This is a genomic window from Sedimentibacter hydroxybenzoicus DSM 7310 (assembly GCF_013403245.1).
GTDB lineage: Bacteria > Bacillota > Clostridia > Tissierellales > Sedimentibacteraceae > Sedimentibacter > Sedimentibacter hydroxybenzoicus.
Map to the genome: position 1 here is coordinate 96,039 of NZ_JACBNQ010000001.1, position 19,037 is coordinate 115,075.

Here is a 19,037-nt window from a genome sequence, read left to right on the forward strand (position 1 = left end):
AAAGGATTGCCATGCAAAGCGAAAATAAAACCGAAAAGGCCTCCCCCAAGAAAAGGCGGGATGAAAGAAAAAAAGGAAATGTTTTTCAAAGCAAGGATGTAGTTACTGTAGGAGTTATTGCAGTTTCATTTTATATATTGAAATTTTTGACTCCGTACATATACAGAAACACATCATATATGTTTAATAAATATATTTCGCTTATGAGCACAACAAACAGCATCAATGATACATTTGTAAGACAGATGTTTAAAGATATATCATATACTATTTTTAGCTCTGTGGGACTGTTGATGATTGCGGTTATGGTAACGGCGGTAGTATGCTCAGGAGCACAAACTAAGTTCCTTATAACTAAGGAAAATATAAAATTTAAATTTTCCAAATTGAATCCGCTGTCGGGAATTAAAAAGATGTTTTCGTTACGTTCCATAGTGGAAGTAGCAAAAAACATTATTAAAATAACAATTTTGGGTGCCTTGATATATAACACCATAATAAAGGAACTGCTTCAAGTACCTAAATTAGCTTCGGTAGATATAGCAGCAGGTATTGAATTTATAGCTTCAACAATTATGTCTATTGTTAAAAGTGTTATTATAGCATTTGTTGTTATATCAGGTTTTGACTTTTTGTACTCATGGTGGGAATACGAAAAAAATATTAAGATGACGAAGCAGGAAGTAAAAGATGAGTACAAGCAGTTAGAAGGAGATCCGCTGATTAAGGGTAAGATTAAGGAAAAGCAAAGAGCAGTTTCTATGAGAAGAATGATGCAGCAGGTTCCGCAGGCGGATGTAGTTATAAGAAACCCTACTCATTATGCAGTAGCAATAAAATATAACATTGAAAAAGACAATGCTCCTATAGTTTTAGCAAAAGGCAAAGATACTATAGCATTGAAAATTATAGATAAGGCACAGGAATATAAAATCAATATAGTTGAAAATGTGCCATTGGCAAGAGCTTTATATGCTGATTCAGAAATAAATCGAGAAATACCATTAGAATTCTATGAACCGGTAGCTGAAATATTGGCTTGGGTTTATGGACTTAAGAAAAAGGAAACTCACACACGATGAAAAGAATATTAAATAATTCTATAACATTATTCATAATGGCAGTAATACTCATGATAATAATACCATTACCTCCGTTTTTACTGGATTTAATGTTTATTATCAACATATCATTATCAGTCATTATATTACTTACAACAATGTATATAAAAGAAGCTCTGGAATTTTCTGTATTTCCGTCACTCCTTTTAATTACCACGCTATTCAGATTATCCTTAAACGTTTCTTCAACAAGGTTAATTTTGACACAGAGCGGAAATGCAGGTGCCGTAATAGCTACTTTCGGCAGCTTTGTACTTCAGGGAGATGCAGTTGTAGGATTTATCGTATTTTTAATCATAGTATTGGTTCAATTCATCGTTATAACCAAGGGTGCAGAAAGGATCGCGGAAGTTACCGCAAGATTTACTCTTGATGCTATGCCGGGTAAGCAGATGGCTATAGATGCAGATTTAAGCTCCGGTATTATAACTGAAAACGAAGCAAGACACAGACGAAGCAACATTCAAAGAGAAGCAGATTTTTACGGGGCAATGGATGGAGCAACAAAGTTTGTAAAGGGCGATGCCATAATGTCTATCGTGATAACTGCTATAAACTTTATAGGCGGGGTTATTATAGGTATGGTACAGGGTGGCGCTACATTTACCGAAGTGTTGCAGACATATTCCATCGCTACGGTTGGAGACGGCTTAGTATCTCAGATACCTGCATTATTGATTTCAACTGCAACAAGCATGATTGTAACAAGAGCAGCTTCAGAATCAAGCTTAAATGTTGATCTGACAAAACAAATAAAGTCACAGCCGCTGGTTTTAATCATATCAGGTATAGTGCTTTTAGCTATAGCGATTATACCAGGATTTCCCAAGCCGCAGGTACTGGTTCTTTCATCAATATTGATATTTTTAGGAACAAGGCTATTAAAAACAAAGGCTGCCGATGATGCAGCTGAAAGTGAGCAATATGAAAAATCGCAAGATGGCGAGCCGTCAACGGAAGAGGAGTATTACAGAAACATTGATAATATATATGAGTTGATTCAAATTGACCCCATCGAAATGGAAGTTGGTTATAGCTTAATACCGTTAGTTGACGAAGCCAGCGGTGGAAATTTTATAGATAGGGTGGTATTGTTCAGACGACAGTTTGCTCAGGAAATGGGTATGGTTGTTCCGTCAGTAAGATTAAGGGATAACGGATATTTAAACCCTAATGAGTATGTAATAAAGCTTAAGGGTGAAGAAATTGCAAGAGGGGAAATATTAGTCGAATACTATTTAGCTCTTGACCCCGGCAATTTAACCGGACAGGTGGATGGAATCGAAACCATAGAGCCGGCCTACGGTATACCAAGCATATGGATTACCAGGGATAAAAAAGAAATAGCAGAAATTTACGGTTATACAGTTATAGATCCTTTGTCGGTATTAGTAACTCATTTGTCAGAGATTATAAGAGTACATGCCCACGAGCTTTTATCAAGACAGGATTTAAATCAATTAATAAGCAATGTTAAAAAATTAAATGAATCATTGGTTGAGGAAGTAGTTCCGGGAATTGTATCACAAGGTAACCTTCAAAAAATACTTGGCAATTTATTAAAAGAAGGCATACCTATAAAGGACATGGAAACTATCTTGGAAACAATCAGTGATTACGGAGCATCGGTAAAGGACACTGAGATGTTAACAGAGTATGTAAGACAGTCATTAAAGAGAACAATTACTCACAAGTGGTCCACAGGCGGACAAATTAAAGTTATAACCTTAAGTACAGATATTGAAAAATTAATATTAAATGCAATAAGTAAAAATGAAAAAGGTTCTTATTTATCCATAGAGCCGGAATTATTGCAAAATATTGTCAGTCAATTGATTGACTATATCAATAAATTAAAAAGTGAAATGAATATACCTATTGTGCTTACCTCACCATTTGTGAGAAGTTATTTCAGAAAGCTTTTAGATCAATTTTACCCTAAGGCGGTTGTGTTATCCTTCAACGAAATTGACAACTCAGTTCAGATACAAGCATTAGGCAATATAGCAATTTAAAGAAAAGAGTGATGCATATGATTTTAACTGATAATTATAATGTAGAAATCGATGAAGTTGAATTATGGGAGCAGTATTATGCTACCAGAGATATTCAAATAAGAAATCAAATAATTGAAAAGTACAGTTATTTAGTAAAAATAATAGCTTTGAAGCTAAGAGGAATTTATCAGCAATACGGTGATGTAGATGATATTGTGAATGAAGGCATAATAGCTTTAATGGATGTTGTTGAAAAATACGATATTACAAAAAATACTAAATTTGAAACATATGCTTCAATTCGAATAAAGGGATCAATAATTGATTATGTAAGAAAACAGGACTGGATACCACGAAAAGTAAAAAGTGATTATAAAAACATTAAAGATGCAGAGGATAAACTCACTAACAGTTTAGGAAGAACACCAAAGGATGATGAAGTAGCGAAATATCTGAAGATGGATATGAAGGATTACAATCAAATAGTCAATAATGCTTTCGGGACAAGCATATTATCCTTTGAAGAGCTGATTGGTGAAGCTAACCTGACAGAAACGGAGATGAGTATCGGGTACGACCTTCCGGAAGAAGAAATTGAATTAAAGGAATTGCACAAGGTCTTAATCGATAGCGTAAATAAGCTTGGTGAGAAAGAAAAATTAGTAATCTCTCTCTATTACAAAGAAGATTTAAAGCTTAAGGAAATAGCTGACATCTTAAATATCAGCAATTCCAGGGTTTCTCAAATACACACTTCGGCACTTCAGAAGTTAGAAAAAAATATAATGGATTATCAAAACGATATTATAGAAAAGGATAAGAGGTGATTAAATGTCAAGAGGATTTTATGCATTAGCATCAGGCATGCTGACTCAGCAAAGAAAAATAGATATATCAAGTAACAACATTGCCAACATGAACACTCCCGGATATAAAAAAGAACAAGCTGTAACCACAACCTTCGGAGAGCTTTTTATAAACAAATATAAGCAAAACGGAATTTATAATGAAGCAACTCCTATAAATAATGTTTCATTGATACATACAGTCGTGGAAAATAACACATTTCATTCACAAGGAACTTTGGAAGAAACAGGACGTACACTGGATTTCGCGATTATGGGTCCCGGATTCTTTTCAGTAGATGTTGATAATCAGATATTGTATACAAGAAACGGCAGCTTCAATATTGATGATGAAGGATACATGGTATTAGAAGGCAGTGGCAGAGTACAAGGTGAATTCGGAGAAATATACTTAGGTACGGACAAATTTGAATTTGCAGAGGACGGAAGTATTGTTGTGGAAGATGAAGTTGTCGACAGAATTGCAGTGTATGATTTTGCTGATTACAATGCTTTGAATAAATACGGACCGGGAATGTACATTTCCGATGAAGATCCTGAATTAATCGATTATCCAAGAGTAGTAAATCAAACAATCGAAAGATCAAACGTAAATATGACAGAGGAATTTACCGGAATATTAGCATCTCAAAGATCGTTGCAGACAGCATCACAGGCATTCAAAATTTACGATATGATTAATGAAAAAGCCGTAACCGAAATTGGCAAGATAGAATAAATTAAAACCAAATGTTATACGTCATTGCTACGAATAAACGCAAATTATCGACGCTGTCATTCCGAACGTCAGTGAGGAATCTCAGGTTTTGAAGTTCTGAGATCCTTCGAGCTAAAGCTCTCAGGATGACATTACAAGGAGGAGAATAAATGATAAAAGCATATTATACAGCAACAAACGGGGCAATAAGCAGTCAGAATTATTTGGATGTTTTATCAAACAATATGGCCAATGTCCAGACAGAAGGATTTAAGAAATCAAAAGGAGAATTTTCCGATTTAATGTATACAAACATTCGAGGACCGGAAGGAACCGATACAGAATTAAAATCCGGAAGCGGCTCAAAACTGAATAAAGCAGACGTGGTATTCACTCAAGGAGCTCCATATTATACAGGAAGATCAACGGATTTTGCAATTACAGGTGAAGGTTTTTTTGCAGTTCAGTTTGAAGATGAAAATATGTATACAAGAGGCGGAAGTTTTCAGATTACTAATATAGATGATGAAAACTATTTAATGTACCAGGGTGGATACGTACTAAACAGTGAAGAAGAACCTATAATTTTAGAAAATACCGACGATATAATAGATGTGGGAGTAGTTGTTTTTAACAACAATCAGGATTTAGTTCAGGCAGGCAACAATCTCTTTGGAATTGCAAATGAAGATGCCGAATACGAAATGCTCGAAAATCCAAAGGTAATGAATGGTTTCCTTGAAAGTTCAAATGTCGATATATCAGAAGAAATGGTAAAATTAATACAAATTCAAAAATCTTTTCAGCTTAATTCAAGTATAATCAGAACAGCAGACGAAATTGAACAGACGATAAACTCTTTGAGAGGTTAAAAAATATAGGGGGATAATTATATGTCTTTAACAAATGAGAACAAATCAGCAGAAGTTATTAATAGCATAATGCCCCAAGAAGAGCAGCCTAAGTATGTAATTAAGGATCTTGTTTCTGCTAACAAATTAAAAGTTTACATAAGAATTGAATTAATAAATAAGGAAGCAGAAGTTGATTGTAAAGAAATTTTTGATTATCTAACTGAGCAAGGTATCGTATATGGAATCAGAGAAGAAGAAATTAAGAGCTTCTGCAAGGAAAGAGAATATTCAAAAGAACTGATTGCAGCTATCGGAAAAGAACCGATAGACGGTAAGGATGCGGAGCTGATTTATGATTTTGACATATTAAATGAAAATAAGTTTATTGAAGATGATGCCGGAAAAATTGATTTCAGAAATCTTAACAATGTTACTAATGTTACAAAGGATACGGTACTGTGTCATATAATTCCTGCACAAGAAGGAGAGGATGGAATTGACATATACGGTAATCCAATAAGCTATAAAAAAGGCAAAAGCGTTTCTTTTAATTATGGAGCAAACACTTATGTATCTCAAGATGAACTGAAGCTTTTAGCAAGCACCGACGGTTGTGTCGAATATAAAAACGGGAAGGTCTATGTTGACAATGTCCTTAAGGTAAACAATGTTGATAACAACACAGGGAATATTGATTTTATAGGAAGTGTAATAATAAACGGTGATGTAAAAGAAGGTTTTTCAGTAACTGCTAAGAGTGACATCAAAATAAGAGGTATGGTTGAGGGTGCCTTCATAAAATCTGACGGTGAAGTAGTAATCAGCAAAGGAATGAACGGCATGGGAAAAGGTACAATTGTTGCAAAAGGTAATATTACAAGCAAGTATATTGAAAATGCTACAATTTTTACAGAAAGCACCGTTTATGCCGAGGCTTTGATAAACAGTGAGGTAATTGCAAAAGACTCTGTAATGCTTCGAGGAGCTAGTGCAGCGATTATAGGCGGTACAACCAAGGCGGAAAATATTATATCCGTTAAAACAATAGGCGGCAAGACTAATCCGGAAACCAATATTATCATTGACTTAAACAGATATCAGGAAGAACTGAAAGTATTTGAATCAAAAAAGCGATTAAACATAAAAATAGAAAAAGAAATCAATGAAAAGAAAAACGAATTGAATGAAGTAGATGAAAAAATTGATTTAATAGAAAATTCTTCTCTTGATAATGAAAATAAAAATGCAGTAAAAAGACAGTTGTTGTTAAAAAAAATAAAGTTAAATAACGATATAAGTGATCTTCAGCGACAATTGACGGAAATCATGCCTTCAGATAATATCGAAAATCATAAGATAATTTGTAAGGGAACAGTATTTTCGAATACAAGAATAACAATTGGCTGGATGAAATACAGAGTAAGACAGGATATCAGCTACAGTAAAATCTATAATGACGGAAATGACATCACAATAATAGCTTTAAATCCCGGAGATATTGAAATGTAAATTGACTGTTTTTATATGGAACGATAATATCGTTCCATTATCAATATAGGATGACAGTTTGTAGAACTTTAAGCAGTAACAAAAAAGAAAGGAGCAATAATTTGGAATTAAACGATCTACATATAGATGTATTAAAAGAAATAGGAAATATAGGTGCCGGTAATGCGGCAACATCTCTTTCGGCAATGCTTTCTAAAAGAATTGATATGAATGTGCCTGAAGTAAGCTTATTAAACTATAATGATGTAATTGAATCCATAGGAGGAGCAGAAAATATTATAGTAGGAATTCTGGTGAGCTTTGAAGGAGATATTGACGGAGTAATATTATTTTTGTTAAAAAAGGAATTCGTACATCTGATATTGAATTCACTTCTTGGAACAGAGCTTAAAAGCTTTGAAGAAATATCCGAAATGGAAATGTCGGCATTGTCTGAAATAGGAAATATAATGGTATCATCCTACGTAAATTCCATTTCTTCATTGACAAATATGAAAATTGAGATAACAGTTCCATCTCTGAATATTGATATGTCAGGTGCACTGTTAGATGCTGTAACCGCTGAGTTTTCTGAAGCAGCCGACAGAGTTATATTTATTAAAGAAAAATATTTTTGCCAAGACGAAACAGTATACAGCCACATGCTTCTATTGCCAAGCATGACATCCCTGGGAATCTTACTGAAGAGGTTTGGAATAGATATATGAGTCAAGCAGTAAACGTAGGTATTTCAGACATGAAGATAGTTAATGTCCCAAACGGGTTGATTTCATACGCCCTTGGTTCTTGTGTAGGTATTTGTATTATAGATAAGGCAGCGAAAATTGCAGGGATGGCTCATATAATGCTTCCATACAACAACAACTCGGACAAAAGTAATGTTTTTAAGTATGCGGACACGGGTATAGATGAAATGATCAGACAAATGGAACGCTTAGGAGGATTAAGATCAAGAATGATTGCTAAAATCGCCGGCGGGGCTAAAATGTTCGATATAAAAGGAAGCTCAACTATAGGAAATATAGGTGAAAGAAATGTAGCTGCTACAAAGGAAACATTACAAAAATTAAAAATTAAGCTTTTCGCGGAGGATGTCGGACTAAACTATGGACGAACAATCACTTTTGACAGCGTAACAGGTAACCTGACAATTAAATCCTTCGGTAAAGATTTGAAGGTAATATAGACAATCTTTTTCAAGGATATGAATACACTGAAACTTTATGCTTCACGTCATTGCTATGAATAAACGTAAATGATCCGCTTTTGTCATTCCGAGCGGCAGCGAGGAATCTCAGGTTTTGAAGTTCTGAAATCTTTCGCTATCGCTCAGGATGACAAATCGGGTTGGTCTACTCGTGATTCGTATTTTTTGACACAAACTCAATGGCTTTAATTACCTCTGAGATAACCTCTGCATGGTTTTGAGTAGCTAATGAAGAGTATTCGGCGTACACCTCTCCTTTTTTTGTTGTGATGTAGTATGGCTTAATGTTATTCAAAGCTTTAGCCATCATGTCATCAGTACATTGGTCGCATGTGCAAATACTTGCATATGTCGGATCGTTCTTTAATGTTTGATTTACAAAATTTCTTACAATTTCCTCCATATAATTTACAACCATTTTAATCCCCCTAAGATTAATTAATTTATTTTCTCTCTGTACATACCTACCACAGAGATAATAATATCGTTGTAATATTTGTGTCCGTAAATATCCTGAAAATTAAAATTTTTATTGTACAAAGTGTTTGTATACCCTAATTCTATATAAGAAGGACTGAAACCATACAGCATGTTTATTGCATGAACTACTTCCCCTCTCGTTATGGGTTTGTCCGGATAAAAATTACTGTCACTTTCAATTAAGTTTCTGCCGGCAATTTTAATTATTTCCTTTTCTGCCCAATGCCCCTTTATATCGGTATAACTGGTGTTGTTAGATGCGGGGATGGCATTTAAATATGATTTATATGCGCTTATCTTTGTAAGCATCTGACAAAATTCAGCTCTCGTAACATTATTGTCGGGCTTGAAGGTTTTATCCTTATAACCCGAGACATATTTTTTGCTGCTGCCCATAGCAATATAATCTCTTGCCCAATGATCTTGTATATCCGTAAACTTGGCTTTTAAGTATGCGCTGTTGTCATAGGGCAAGTTATTCAATCTGCAGAATATTGTAACCATTTCAGCTCTTGATATAGGCAAATCGGGTCCGAATTTATCGGGACTTTTACCGTTCATGTAAGCAGGAAGAATATTATCGAACAGCTTTTCTTCTTCATCTTTGGATGATTTATATTGTAAGCCTATATTTTCAAACAATTTTTCAGCATAATTATTATCATGAACATCATAATCTATTTGACGGTTCTTGAGTGGTTTTCTCAATGAGTTGACTTTAACAGTTTCTACTGTTCTGTTACCTTTTTTATCAACGACCACAAAGATATATTCTCCGTTGTATCTTATTTCAGTATCGTGATCATATGTAAAAGTCTCTTTTGCAGGTGTGTTTTTAATCGGAACATACTTACCATCAAAAGTAATCATATAATCCAGACCGAAATCATCCTCTGCTTCTAAATAAAATTTATCTCTGTTAAAAAGACCGGCATCGACAAAAGGCCTTCGGTAGTCTATTCCTGTAATGTTAAAATTAAAAATATGTTGTGAGCTGCCGGATTTTACCGATACCTGGTAGTTGCCGTTATCATCGTAGATATCCTTTGACGGGTTTGTTGTATATACTTCATTGTTAGTGAAGTTGTATCCCTTGTATTCTACGACAGTGCTGTAATCATTGTAATTAACCGGAGAAATGTAGATAAGTAGATAAAATTCTCCTGATTTGATAATTTTGAAGTCATAAGAATGACCGTCAATAGTAACTGTCAGATCAAAAGGAATGTTATTTTTTAAATCCTTGATATAATAATTAATTTCATTAGTTTCTGATGTACCGCCAGGTGTTGTTACAGATCTGAGTTTGTCTAATTTTATGTTGAACAATGTCTGTTTTTTCTCGTAGTCATACATCAAGCTATAGTCGATGCTTATATCTTTTTTATCTACATCATTATCTTCATCATTGTCTTCACCAGTATTTTCAACACCCTTAACAGTATAAGTAAAAGTTTTTTTAGTAGTTCCATAATAAACTGTAAAAGGATATCTTCCGTTTCTATCGGCTACAAAGGAAGCACTTTTCCCTTGAATGTAATAACCGGTGGGTAGGTATATGGTGTACTCTTTTTCATCCCCATCTTCATCGTCATAGTTATCGTAAGGTGTTATTGTAATTTCTTTAAAATTTGTTCCGGATATATCCGATACGGTGAAGTTGGCCTTTATATTTCTGGTTATTGCTCCGTAGCCTATATTGAAAATACTGAATATAATTATTAATGTTATAGTAATTATCGTTATCTTTTTCATAAAATCTCCTATTCTTTCCTATATAATTGCAGCTGTCTGTCAAATAAATATTTTGTAATTACAGATTCATTAAAGCTTGACATTTTTTCAAATACACAGCCGTAATTTATGGCAGATAGTTCTCTTGTTCTGCTATCGTGTTTTTTATCAATTCTGATTATTTTAGCTTTTATTATAATTTTATTTTCGTCACATTCAAAGTTGAACATAATGAGGTCGCCAATCAATAAATCATAATTGGATGATATTAACATTCCGCCTACACTTAAATTTAACATAGTAATTTTAAGACCCTTAAAATCTTCAGTAACATCCTCACCTTTTCTGTAAAGCTTGTCTATATTAAAGGATAAATCTGTCTTTATTTTTAATGAATTTCTTCTTTCCGTAATAGGATCTTTTCTTATAATTAAGGCATTCAGCTGATTGGTAGAAGAGAGCCTTACTTCACACAAATAAGGTGAAATTCCGTTAAAATCGTAAATCTCTACTACAATCTTTTTCTTGGTCTTTAATTCAGGTAAAAAATGTCCCTTTATCATAATAATTCTGTTGCTGATACCTAAAAGGTGACCGTTGCATAGCAACTTGTTTTTTTCGTCGAATACCTTAACGAATTTTTCTGAATTTTGCATATTGCCTCCGATTATTATTCAGATTCCCACTTAATTATTATTTCATCATTCTCAGCCACTAAATTCAAATAAGAAGCATCCTTGCCGTTATGCAGGAGTACAATGTTACCTTGTGGCTTTGAAGGGTCAATGTCAGTATAAGCCAGCATGTCTGCAAAAATATATGGCATGTTATCTTCGCGTTTTGGCAGATTAATTTGCTTATTGTTTACAGTTACTTTCATTGACGGTTCTTCAGGCGCCGGTGTTTCTACATTTGCTGATATTTCCGTTTCAGTGGAAACTTTAACTGATTTAGCATCTGCATTTATTTCTTTTTCAAGTTTTACTATGTCAATAATCAGACCATCATATAATTCATAATCTGAATCTACAATCTTGCCTTTTACATAGCTTTTATACATGGATTCATCTACATCATACAGCTTGTACAAATCTTTGATAAGCTTAGCTTGTACAACCTTTATTGAGTCAGAATTTTCAATTATATAATCCCCGTTAACTTCAATGTCGTTGGCATAGAATTTAGTAGATAGCTCGGTTTTGATACCATTAAAATAAACATGACCTGTATTTTTTGTTTCCGCTACGTCAGATATTCTTATTACAGGAGATCCTCCATTTTTGGCCGGAATAATTTCAATTGTATCCCCGGGCTTTATTGTTGTTTCTATGTTAGCAGCAACAGAATTAACGTATATTTGAGATGGAGTGGAAAATTCACCTGCATAATAACGCTGCTTCCCGTTCAATGTAAATCTCAAGCTTTTTCCGGACATGCCAATCAACTTTTTCGTATCGAATCCCGACATCAAAATGGCATCCATAACCTTCATTTGTCTTATGCCGTACAGACGTACCTTTTTATCGTTAACTTTAACACTGAAAAAATCATAATTTTTGTTAAGAACTACAGAATAAGCGATACCCAAAGGTGTAATAAGCTCAGGTCCGTAATAATCCAATGTTGTCAAATCGACATTTCGAAGTCCGCTTTTGTCGGTTAAAGCAATTCTTGACTGAGGAATATTCAGAAATTCTGACAAGACTTCCCTTAAAAAAGGTGTCTTGCTTCCTCCACCTGCTAAAAACACCGCTGCAGGCGAACTGTTATTCATTTTATGTATTTTAGCAGAAATGTCTGAGCCCAAATCATAGACTGCTGTCTTAATTGATTCAAAGATTTCTTGTTTGCTGACATCTTGTGTAAAACCCAATACATTTTTAATAGATATATAATCTGTATCGACCGTAAGCGATGATTTTATTTCTTCTGCAGTATTGAAATCCACCAAATAATTTTTCATCAGGCATTCGGTAATTTCATCCCCGGCAATTGTAGCCATATCATAACCAACAATGCTGCCATCCTTAGAAATGGCAATATCCGAGGTGCCGGCACCGATATCAACAAGTACTAAATTTAATAGTCTCAGCTCGGGCGGTATAATCAAATCCATTGCGGCAATCGGCTCCAATGTTAAATTACAGACCTCAAGATTGTTTTTGTCCATACAGGAGTATAATCCTTCGATAACAGTATGAGGAAGAAATGCTGCTATAATTTCTGTTGCAACCTTATTACCTCTGTGCCCCTCCAATTTAGACATAGTTTTTCCGTCTAACTTGTAGCTGAGAACACTGTAACCTACACAATAGAATAAATCATTGGATGAATTTTTAGAAAATAAATCCTGTGCCAATTGAAGTGCTTCTGTTTCCATTGCTTTAATGAAATCATGGGTAATAGGAATCCTTAAATCAGTATCTTTCTCAAGTGAAATGCGTTCTGTTTTTAAGGCTCGTCCGGCAGCGGCAATGCTCACCTTTTCCAGCTTTATATTCAAGCTGTTTTCCAGCTGATTTTTTACCGTTCCAACAATTTTGCTGACTTCTTCAATATCTTCTATCTGACCGTCAACCATAGCCCTTTGTTTATGGAAACAGATTTTTATATCCTTTATGCTCAAAATTCCATTTGCATTTTCACAAACCACTCCTACAACGGAACGAGTACCTATATCTAAGGCAAATATTAAATTATTCATATTAAACATCATCCTTTGAAAGCTTGAAATTGAGAAAATAGATATAAATGTCTACTATTGAGCCGAAAAGCTCTTCGGGTATTTCACTTCCCACATCAAGCTGCGACAGCAAGACAGACAAAGAATCATCCTTATACACAGGAATTCCATTTTCCTCTGCAACTTCAACCACCTTATCCGCAACATAACCGGAGCCGGAGGCAATTATCACAGGAGCATTATTTTTATTGGAATCATACTTCAGAGCAACAGCTTTTTTAGAGTTATCTTTATATTGTGACATCTACACCGATTTTCCTTTCAATAAAATTAGAGAACACCTCATTAAATCTTCGTTTTTTTACGCTCTCCTGCACACTTATATTAGTAACGCTTAAACTATTTTTGTCTAAAATATTGATCAAATCGTCTCTTATCTTGTCAATACTGCCTGACAGACTGTTTGGTACATAAATATCCAAGGATAATTTTGATTCTTTCAATACCAAGGTTGTTTCAAAATAACCTAAGCTTTGTATATCAAAGGTAATAAATACTTTGTATGTCTGCACATATTCCTGTTTTTTCTTCTTATCGGAGCTTTCTTCGTACGTCTTTCCGATCCAAAGCTCTGAAAACATAAACATACCGTTGTAGTTCAGAGGTATGAACATATGCATCAACGGAAGATGAACATTTTGACTGAATAATAACGACTCAGTCATTTCTTCCATAACCCCCTTGCTTACCAGGTTTTCAGTTTCTTTGATACCGGATTTGATCAGCTTAAAGAATGCGTCGATTGAATCGTTTTTAATATTAGATGATGCTTCATAAGTATTAAGCAACGATAATCTTAAAGTTTCAATATCCTTTTCATTAAAATCAAAGTTGTACTTTATATATTCAAATAATGTTTCCATGCTTTCAGCGAAGTTTTCTTTAGATGCGGTTTCCAATCTTACCATATTGTGAATAAGCAGAGATACATAATCCTTAACTGTGCCAAAATCATTCATTTTAGAAATATACCTTCCCATGAAAGGTAAAATTTCATTTTTCAATATGTTTAAATTCATATCCATACTGGGCGCATTATCTAATAACAGCTTGCTTGTCATTTCATTGAAAGAACCTTTAAGCATCTGAGGCAGATTTTCCTCAATATTCTTAAGCGCAGAGTTGATTGATTTGTTGGTTTCCTCTAAAGAAACAAAGCAATCATAGCTCCTTAAGAAATTTTTCAGGGCAGTTTTAAAATCATCATTGTTAGGATTTGTCCTAGACAACAAATTTCTTAAAGTTTCGAAAAATTCACCGTTAAACTTTGTGTACGTTCCATGCTGAAATTTAATAAATTCCAATATTTCAGTATCGTTCATTTCAATACTTTCAAGGAAGGATTTGAATAATGCACTGAGGATCGGGTCGTTTTTTATATTGTTGTTTATAAACTGCCTGTTTAAAATAAGCTTTCTTGCGCTTTCGGCAAAAACAGGAGAATTTTGCAATGATTTAATAAATTTTTCAAAGACAGAATCCGGATTATAGTTATATAGATTTTGTCCGGTTTGATTACTAGCATCTTGTTTTTGAGGTTTTACAACCTTAGTCGGATCAACAACATTAAAAGGTTGAACTTCCTCTAATTTTATCTTTGGTTTATTAAGATGGTTATCGCTTATTGGATTGTTCGTTTTAATGCTTATATTATTGTCTAACATATGGGACTCCCGTAATATTCTTTAGTATTGATTATACTATATTTATTAAAAAAATTAAACTGTATATGTAAATATATCGGTAGGTTATTGATTTAAATAAGCTGTCAAAGGGTAAAAAATAAAAAAAACTGTACGATTGCTTAATAATTTTTAAAAAATGCCGATATAAAAGTCAAGATAGCAGCCGAATAAGGAGAATGGTATAATATGGATAATAATTTTGATTCAGTACTTGATATGTATCTTTTTGAAGCAAACTCATTGTTGGAACAATTGGATGATATTTTATTAAGGGCAGAGCATGAGCAAGCTTTTGATAAAGAGTGTATAGATGAAATATTCAGGATAATGCATACAATTAAGGGCTCATCTGCCATGATGCAATTTAACAGTATAATGACAATATCTCATAAGGTGGAGGATTTATTCTATTACATCAGAGAAAAAGGTATTAACAGTAAATACAATGAACAGCTTGTTAACTTAGTATTTAAATTTACAGATTTTATAAAAGATGAAATTTCTAAAATAGAAGACGGACAAGAACTTGAAGAAAATTTAGAACCATTTGAAAAAGAAATAATAGGTTTTTTAAATGTTATTTCGGGACAAGTGCCCGAGAATAATTTATCCAAGGATGAAGCGGCTTTAACACAATCAACAGCATTATTAATTGATGAAATTATTGAAGAAAATGATGAAGAATTAATATCTGAAGAAGTGCAAGTATCTAATAGATACGCAATTAAAATAATATTTGATGATGATATCGGAATGGAGAATATAAGAGCATATCTTATAATAAACCAGCTCAGAGAAACAGGAATTGATTTTACATACAAACCTGAAAACGTGGAAAGGATATCCGAAACTTCTCATGATATTATAAAAGACGGGTTTTTCGTATATGTAAATGATAAGGAAAGCCTGAATGCAGCAGTTCATGTAGTGAGAGAGGCATTAAATGTAAAAAATTATACAGTTATTGAGTATACCGATGAGCATGCAAAAGAAGAAAATACTGAGTTGAAGACTGACTCCGGCTTTGTGGCAGAAATTAATAAAGAAATAAAAAATACAAAGGTTGATACGTCTAAACACAGCAAGCAAAGCTTAATAACAGTAAATCTTACTAAGCTTGATAAGCTTGTGAATATAGTTGGAGAACTTGTTATCGCAGAATCCATGGTTTCATCTGATAATGAAATAAAGAAATTGAATTTAGACAGCTTTACAAAGTCCACAAGACAAATGCGTAAGCTTACAGATGAGCTGCAGGACATAGTTATGTCATTAAGGATGGTTCCGGTATCAGGCATTTTCCAGAAAATGAAAAGAATTGTAAGGGATATGGGTAAGGAGCTCAATAAAGAGGTTGAGCTGGTACTTATAGGGGAGGATACTGAGATAGATAAAACTATAGTTGACGGCATATCCGATCCGATTATGCACCTTGTAAGAAATGCTATGGATCATGGCATTGAATCAGAAGATGAAAGAATAAAACTAGGTAAGAGCAGAAAAGGAATGATCAGGTTATCAGCTTCAAATACCGGAGGAGAAATCCATATTACCGTAGAAGATGATGGTAAAGGATTTGATTATAAAAAAATTCTTGCTAAAGCCAAAGCAAAGGATATGTTAACTAAACCGGAAGGTGAATATACACCTAAAGAAATATTCCAGTTTATAATGCAGCCGGGCTTTTCTACAAATGAAGCAGTGACTGAATACTCAGGCAGGGGCGTGGGTATGGATGTTGTAAAATCAAATGTAGAAAAGGTAGGAGGAAATGTTGTATTAGACAGTAAGGAAGGATTTGGTACAATAGTTACATTTAAAATACCTCTTACACTTACAATTGTATCAGGTATGCAGGTAGTAGTGGGAGACTCGGAATTTATTATCCCTATAAAAAACATTCAACAATCCTTTAAGACCTCTGAAACGGAAATCATTCATAACACTGATGGAAGAGAAATGATATTAATCAGGGAAAAATGCTATCCTATAGTAAGGGTTAATGAATATTTCGGGATTAAGACCGAGAGTACAAATGTTGAAGACGGTATCCTGATACTTGTTGAATCAGGAGACGGCAGCATCTGTTTGTTTGTTGATAGTATAATAGGAGAGCAGCAGGTAGTAGTTAAACCTCTTCCAACGATATTAAATAAAAATAATCTTAAAGAAACAGGAATTTCCGGTTGCTCAATATTGGGAGACGGAAGTATAAATTTAATCCTTGACATAGGAAATATAATAGAAAGTATGTAATTATGGTAAAATTAACAGATAGTGAATTTTTAGAATTCGTTCAATATATGCATAAAAATTATGGAATTGACCTTTCAAAAAAAAGAATTTTGATTGAAGGACGCCTGTCAAATATGATAGAACGTAAGGGTATGAGCAGCTTCAGCCAGTACCTGGACAGCATTAAAAGAAACAATAAAGAAGAAATAACGATGCTTATTAATAAGCTGACAACAAATTACACATATTTTTACAGGGAAGAAAATCATTTTAAATTTTTAAGGGAAACAGTTCTGCCTAATGAAGAGAAAAATAATAAGATAAAAACCTTAAATATTTGGAGTGCCGGATGCTCATCCGGAGAAGAGCCGTATACATTAGCCATGGTTGTAGATGATTATTTTAAATATTCTGCAGGTCAATGGAGGATACAAATTCATGCTACTGATATATCCGAAAATGTTCTTTCAAAAGCACGCGAAGGTATATACTCAGAAGAAAGCATAAAGAATCTTCCTGAATCGTACAAAAAAAGATATTTTACAAAGACAAATGACGGGAAGTATCAGGTTTCGCCTGAAATTAAAAAGTATGTTGACTTTAAAGTATTTAATTTAATGGACCCTATTGTTGCCAGAAACAAATATGATGTTATACTTTGCAGAAACGTAATGATTTACTTTAATGCAGATACTAAAATTAACATTGTAAACAAATTTTATGAAGCAACTAAGACAGGAGGATATTTAATGATTGGGCATGCTGAGACAATTCAAAGAAACAAATCAGAATATCTTTATGTTAGCCCGGCAATTTATAAAAAGGAATAACATATGATAGAAAAAAATATTAAAGTATTAATTATTGATGATTCCTTGTTATTTAGAAATGTGCTGAAAAATGAGTTGAATCAGGATAAACATATAGATGTGGTTGGCACGGCTGTTGATCCGGTTGATGCCATGGATAAAATTAAAGAGCTTAACCCGGATATACTTACTTTAGATGTAGAGATGCCTAAGATGGATGGTCTGACATTTATTAAAAAGCTGATGGTTGAACGTCCCATAAAGGTTGTGCTGGTAAGCTCAATGAATATAAGCGTTTTCGATGCACTTCATTCAGGGGCTGTTGATTTTGTTAAGAAACCGGACATGTCTTCGGGCAATGATTTGCAGATGTTTTTCAGGGAATTAAAAACTAAAATAAAAATTGCCTCAATAGCAAAGTTAGTAACATATGCTAAGGCAAAACAAGAAGAATCAAACAATGAAGCTTCGAAGGCAGCCGTACAAAAAGAAACACAAGTGCCGCTAAAATCTGCAAAACAAAAAATAATTGCAATCGGTGCTTCAACAGGTGGGACGGAAGCAACCCTCAAAATTCTTAGGGAGCTGCCTGAGGAAATTCCGGGAATATTGGTAACCCAGCACATGCCTCCCGGATTTACAAAAATGTACGCTGACAGATTAAATAAAATCTGCAAAATAGAAGTAAGAGAGGCTGTTGACGGAGACAGGGTAAAAAGCGGGCTTGCGTTAATTGCACCCGGGGACAAGCATATGAAATTAAAAAGGGACAGTAAGGGTTATTACGTATCCTGCAGTCACGGAGAAAAGGTAAGCGGTCATTGTCCATCGGTAGACGTTCTTTTTAATTCAGTGGCAGAAATCGCAGGAAATAATTCCGTAGGAATTATACTTACAGGAATGGGCAAGGACGGAGCTCAGGGTCTCATGAATATGAAAAAAACAGGGGCTTACACCATCGGTCAGGATGAAAAATCCTGCGTAGTATACGGTATGCCCATGGTAGCTTACAATATAGGCGCTGTGCAGGTTCAGGCATCAATAGATAATATTGCTGATATATTGATAAAGCATTTAAATAGATTGTAAGTTTACATACC

At 34.0% G+C, this 19,037-nt stretch carries 17 protein-coding genes; 11 read left to right on the forward strand and 6 right to left on the reverse strand.

The genetic code is table 11. The features are described from left to right. Positions 1-11 precede the first annotated feature (11 nt). The 8 genes from flhB (at position 12) to HZF24_RS00515 (ending at position 8,230) form a co-directional block, all read left to right on the forward strand. Entirely contained in the window at positions 12-1,082 is a 1,071-nt protein-coding gene (flhB, locus tag HZF24_RS00480; RefSeq protein WP_179236297.1) for a flagellar biosynthesis protein FlhB, read from the forward strand. Next, positions 1,079-3,136, forward strand: coding sequence for a flagellar biosynthesis protein FlhA (gene flhA / locus HZF24_RS00485; protein WP_179236298.1), 2,058 nt, complete (start codon positions 1,079-1,081; stop codon positions 3,134-3,136). Before flhB ends, flhA begins: the two co-directional genes overlap by 4 nt. A 17-nt stretch (positions 3,137-3,153) precedes the next feature. Then, positions 3,154-3,945, forward strand: coding sequence for a sigma-70 family RNA polymerase sigma factor (locus HZF24_RS00490; protein ID WP_179236299.1), 792 nt, complete (start codon positions 3,154-3,156; stop codon positions 3,943-3,945). A gap of 4 nt (positions 3,946-3,949) precedes the next feature. Further along, positions 3,950-4,702, forward strand: a complete 753-nt coding sequence (locus HZF24_RS00495) for a flagellar hook-basal body protein (RefSeq protein ID WP_179236300.1) — start codon at positions 3,950-3,952, stop codon at positions 4,700-4,702. A 149-nt stretch (positions 4,703-4,851) separates the two neighbouring features. Beyond that, the gene (locus HZF24_RS00500; protein WP_179236301.1) at positions 4,852-5,553 is read left to right on the forward strand and encodes a flagellar hook-basal body protein; all 702 of its coding nucleotides are present in this window, start codon (positions 4,852-4,854) and stop codon (positions 5,551-5,553) included. 21 nt (positions 5,554-5,574) lie between these two features. Beyond that, positions 5,575-7,044, forward strand: coding sequence for a DUF342 domain-containing protein (locus tag HZF24_RS00505; protein ID WP_179236302.1), 1,470 nt, complete (start codon positions 5,575-5,577; stop codon positions 7,042-7,044). A gap of 101 nt (positions 7,045-7,145) precedes the next feature. Beyond that, positions 7,146-7,751 (forward strand): chemotaxis protein CheC, encoded by a 606-nt coding sequence (locus tag HZF24_RS00510; protein WP_179236303.1) that lies wholly within the window; start codon positions 7,146-7,148, stop codon positions 7,749-7,751. Beyond that, positions 7,748-8,230 carry a chemotaxis protein CheD gene (locus HZF24_RS00515; protein ID WP_179236304.1) on the forward strand — a complete coding sequence of 161 codons (483 nt, stop codon included), beginning with the start codon at positions 7,748-7,750 and terminating at the stop codon, positions 8,228-8,230. Before HZF24_RS00510 ends, HZF24_RS00515 begins: the two co-directional genes overlap by 4 nt. A 166-nt stretch (positions 8,231-8,396) precedes the next feature. On the opposite strand, the gene HZF24_RS00520 is transcribed toward HZF24_RS00515, so the two are convergent. Genes HZF24_RS00520 through HZF24_RS00545 form a run of 6 tightly spaced genes read right to left on the reverse strand, consistent with a single transcriptional unit; the run spans position 8,397 to position 14,872 of the window. Then, positions 8,397-8,669 (reverse strand): late competence development ComFB family protein, encoded by a 273-nt coding sequence (locus HZF24_RS00520; protein WP_179236305.1) that lies wholly within the window; start codon positions 8,667-8,669, stop codon positions 8,397-8,399. A 20-nt stretch (positions 8,670-8,689) separates the two neighbouring features. After that, entirely contained in the window at positions 8,690-10,486 is a 1,797-nt protein-coding gene (locus tag HZF24_RS00525; protein WP_179236306.1) for an S-layer homology domain-containing protein, read from the reverse strand. Between the two features lie 8 nt (positions 10,487-10,494). Continuing rightward, the gene (locus tag HZF24_RS00530; protein ID WP_179236307.1) at positions 10,495-11,121 is read right to left on the reverse strand and encodes a PilZ domain-containing protein; all 627 of its coding nucleotides are present in this window, start codon (positions 11,119-11,121) and stop codon (positions 10,495-10,497) included. A 14-nt stretch (positions 11,122-11,135) separates the two neighbouring features. Further along, a complete protein-coding gene (locus HZF24_RS00535) occupies positions 11,136-13,169 on the reverse strand; it encodes a cell division protein FtsA (RefSeq protein ID WP_179236308.1) in 2,034 nt (677 codons plus the stop codon). A 1-nt stretch (position 13,170) separates the two neighbouring features. After that, entirely contained in the window at positions 13,171-13,452 is a 282-nt protein-coding gene (locus HZF24_RS00540; protein ID WP_179236309.1) for an EscU/YscU/HrcU family type III secretion system export apparatus switch protein, read from the reverse strand. Beyond that, complete coding sequence (locus HZF24_RS00545; RefSeq protein WP_179236310.1) at positions 13,439-14,872, reverse strand: hypothetical protein; 1,434 nt, start codon at positions 14,870-14,872, stop codon at positions 13,439-13,441. Before HZF24_RS00545 ends, HZF24_RS00540 begins: the two co-directional genes overlap by 14 nt. A gap of 207 nt (positions 14,873-15,079) precedes the next feature. On the opposite strand from HZF24_RS00545, the gene HZF24_RS00550 reads away from it, so the two are divergent. From HZF24_RS00550 to HZF24_RS00560, 3 genes are read left to right on the forward strand one after another with little or no spacing between them, the layout of a single operon-like run. Beyond that, entirely contained in the window at positions 15,080-17,149 is a 2,070-nt protein-coding gene (locus tag HZF24_RS00550) for a chemotaxis protein CheA (RefSeq protein ID WP_179236311.1), read from the forward strand. A gap of 2 nt (positions 17,150-17,151) precedes the next feature. Next, a complete protein-coding gene (locus HZF24_RS00555; RefSeq protein WP_179236312.1) occupies positions 17,152-17,958 on the forward strand; it encodes a CheR family methyltransferase in 807 nt (268 codons plus the stop codon). A gap of 3 nt (positions 17,959-17,961) precedes the next feature. Further along, on the forward strand, positions 17,962-19,026 hold the full coding sequence (locus HZF24_RS00560; RefSeq protein WP_179236313.1) for a protein-glutamate methylesterase/protein-glutamine glutaminase: 1,065 nt from the start codon (positions 17,962-17,964) through the stop codon (positions 19,024-19,026). Positions 19,027-19,037: the final 11 nt, after the last annotated feature.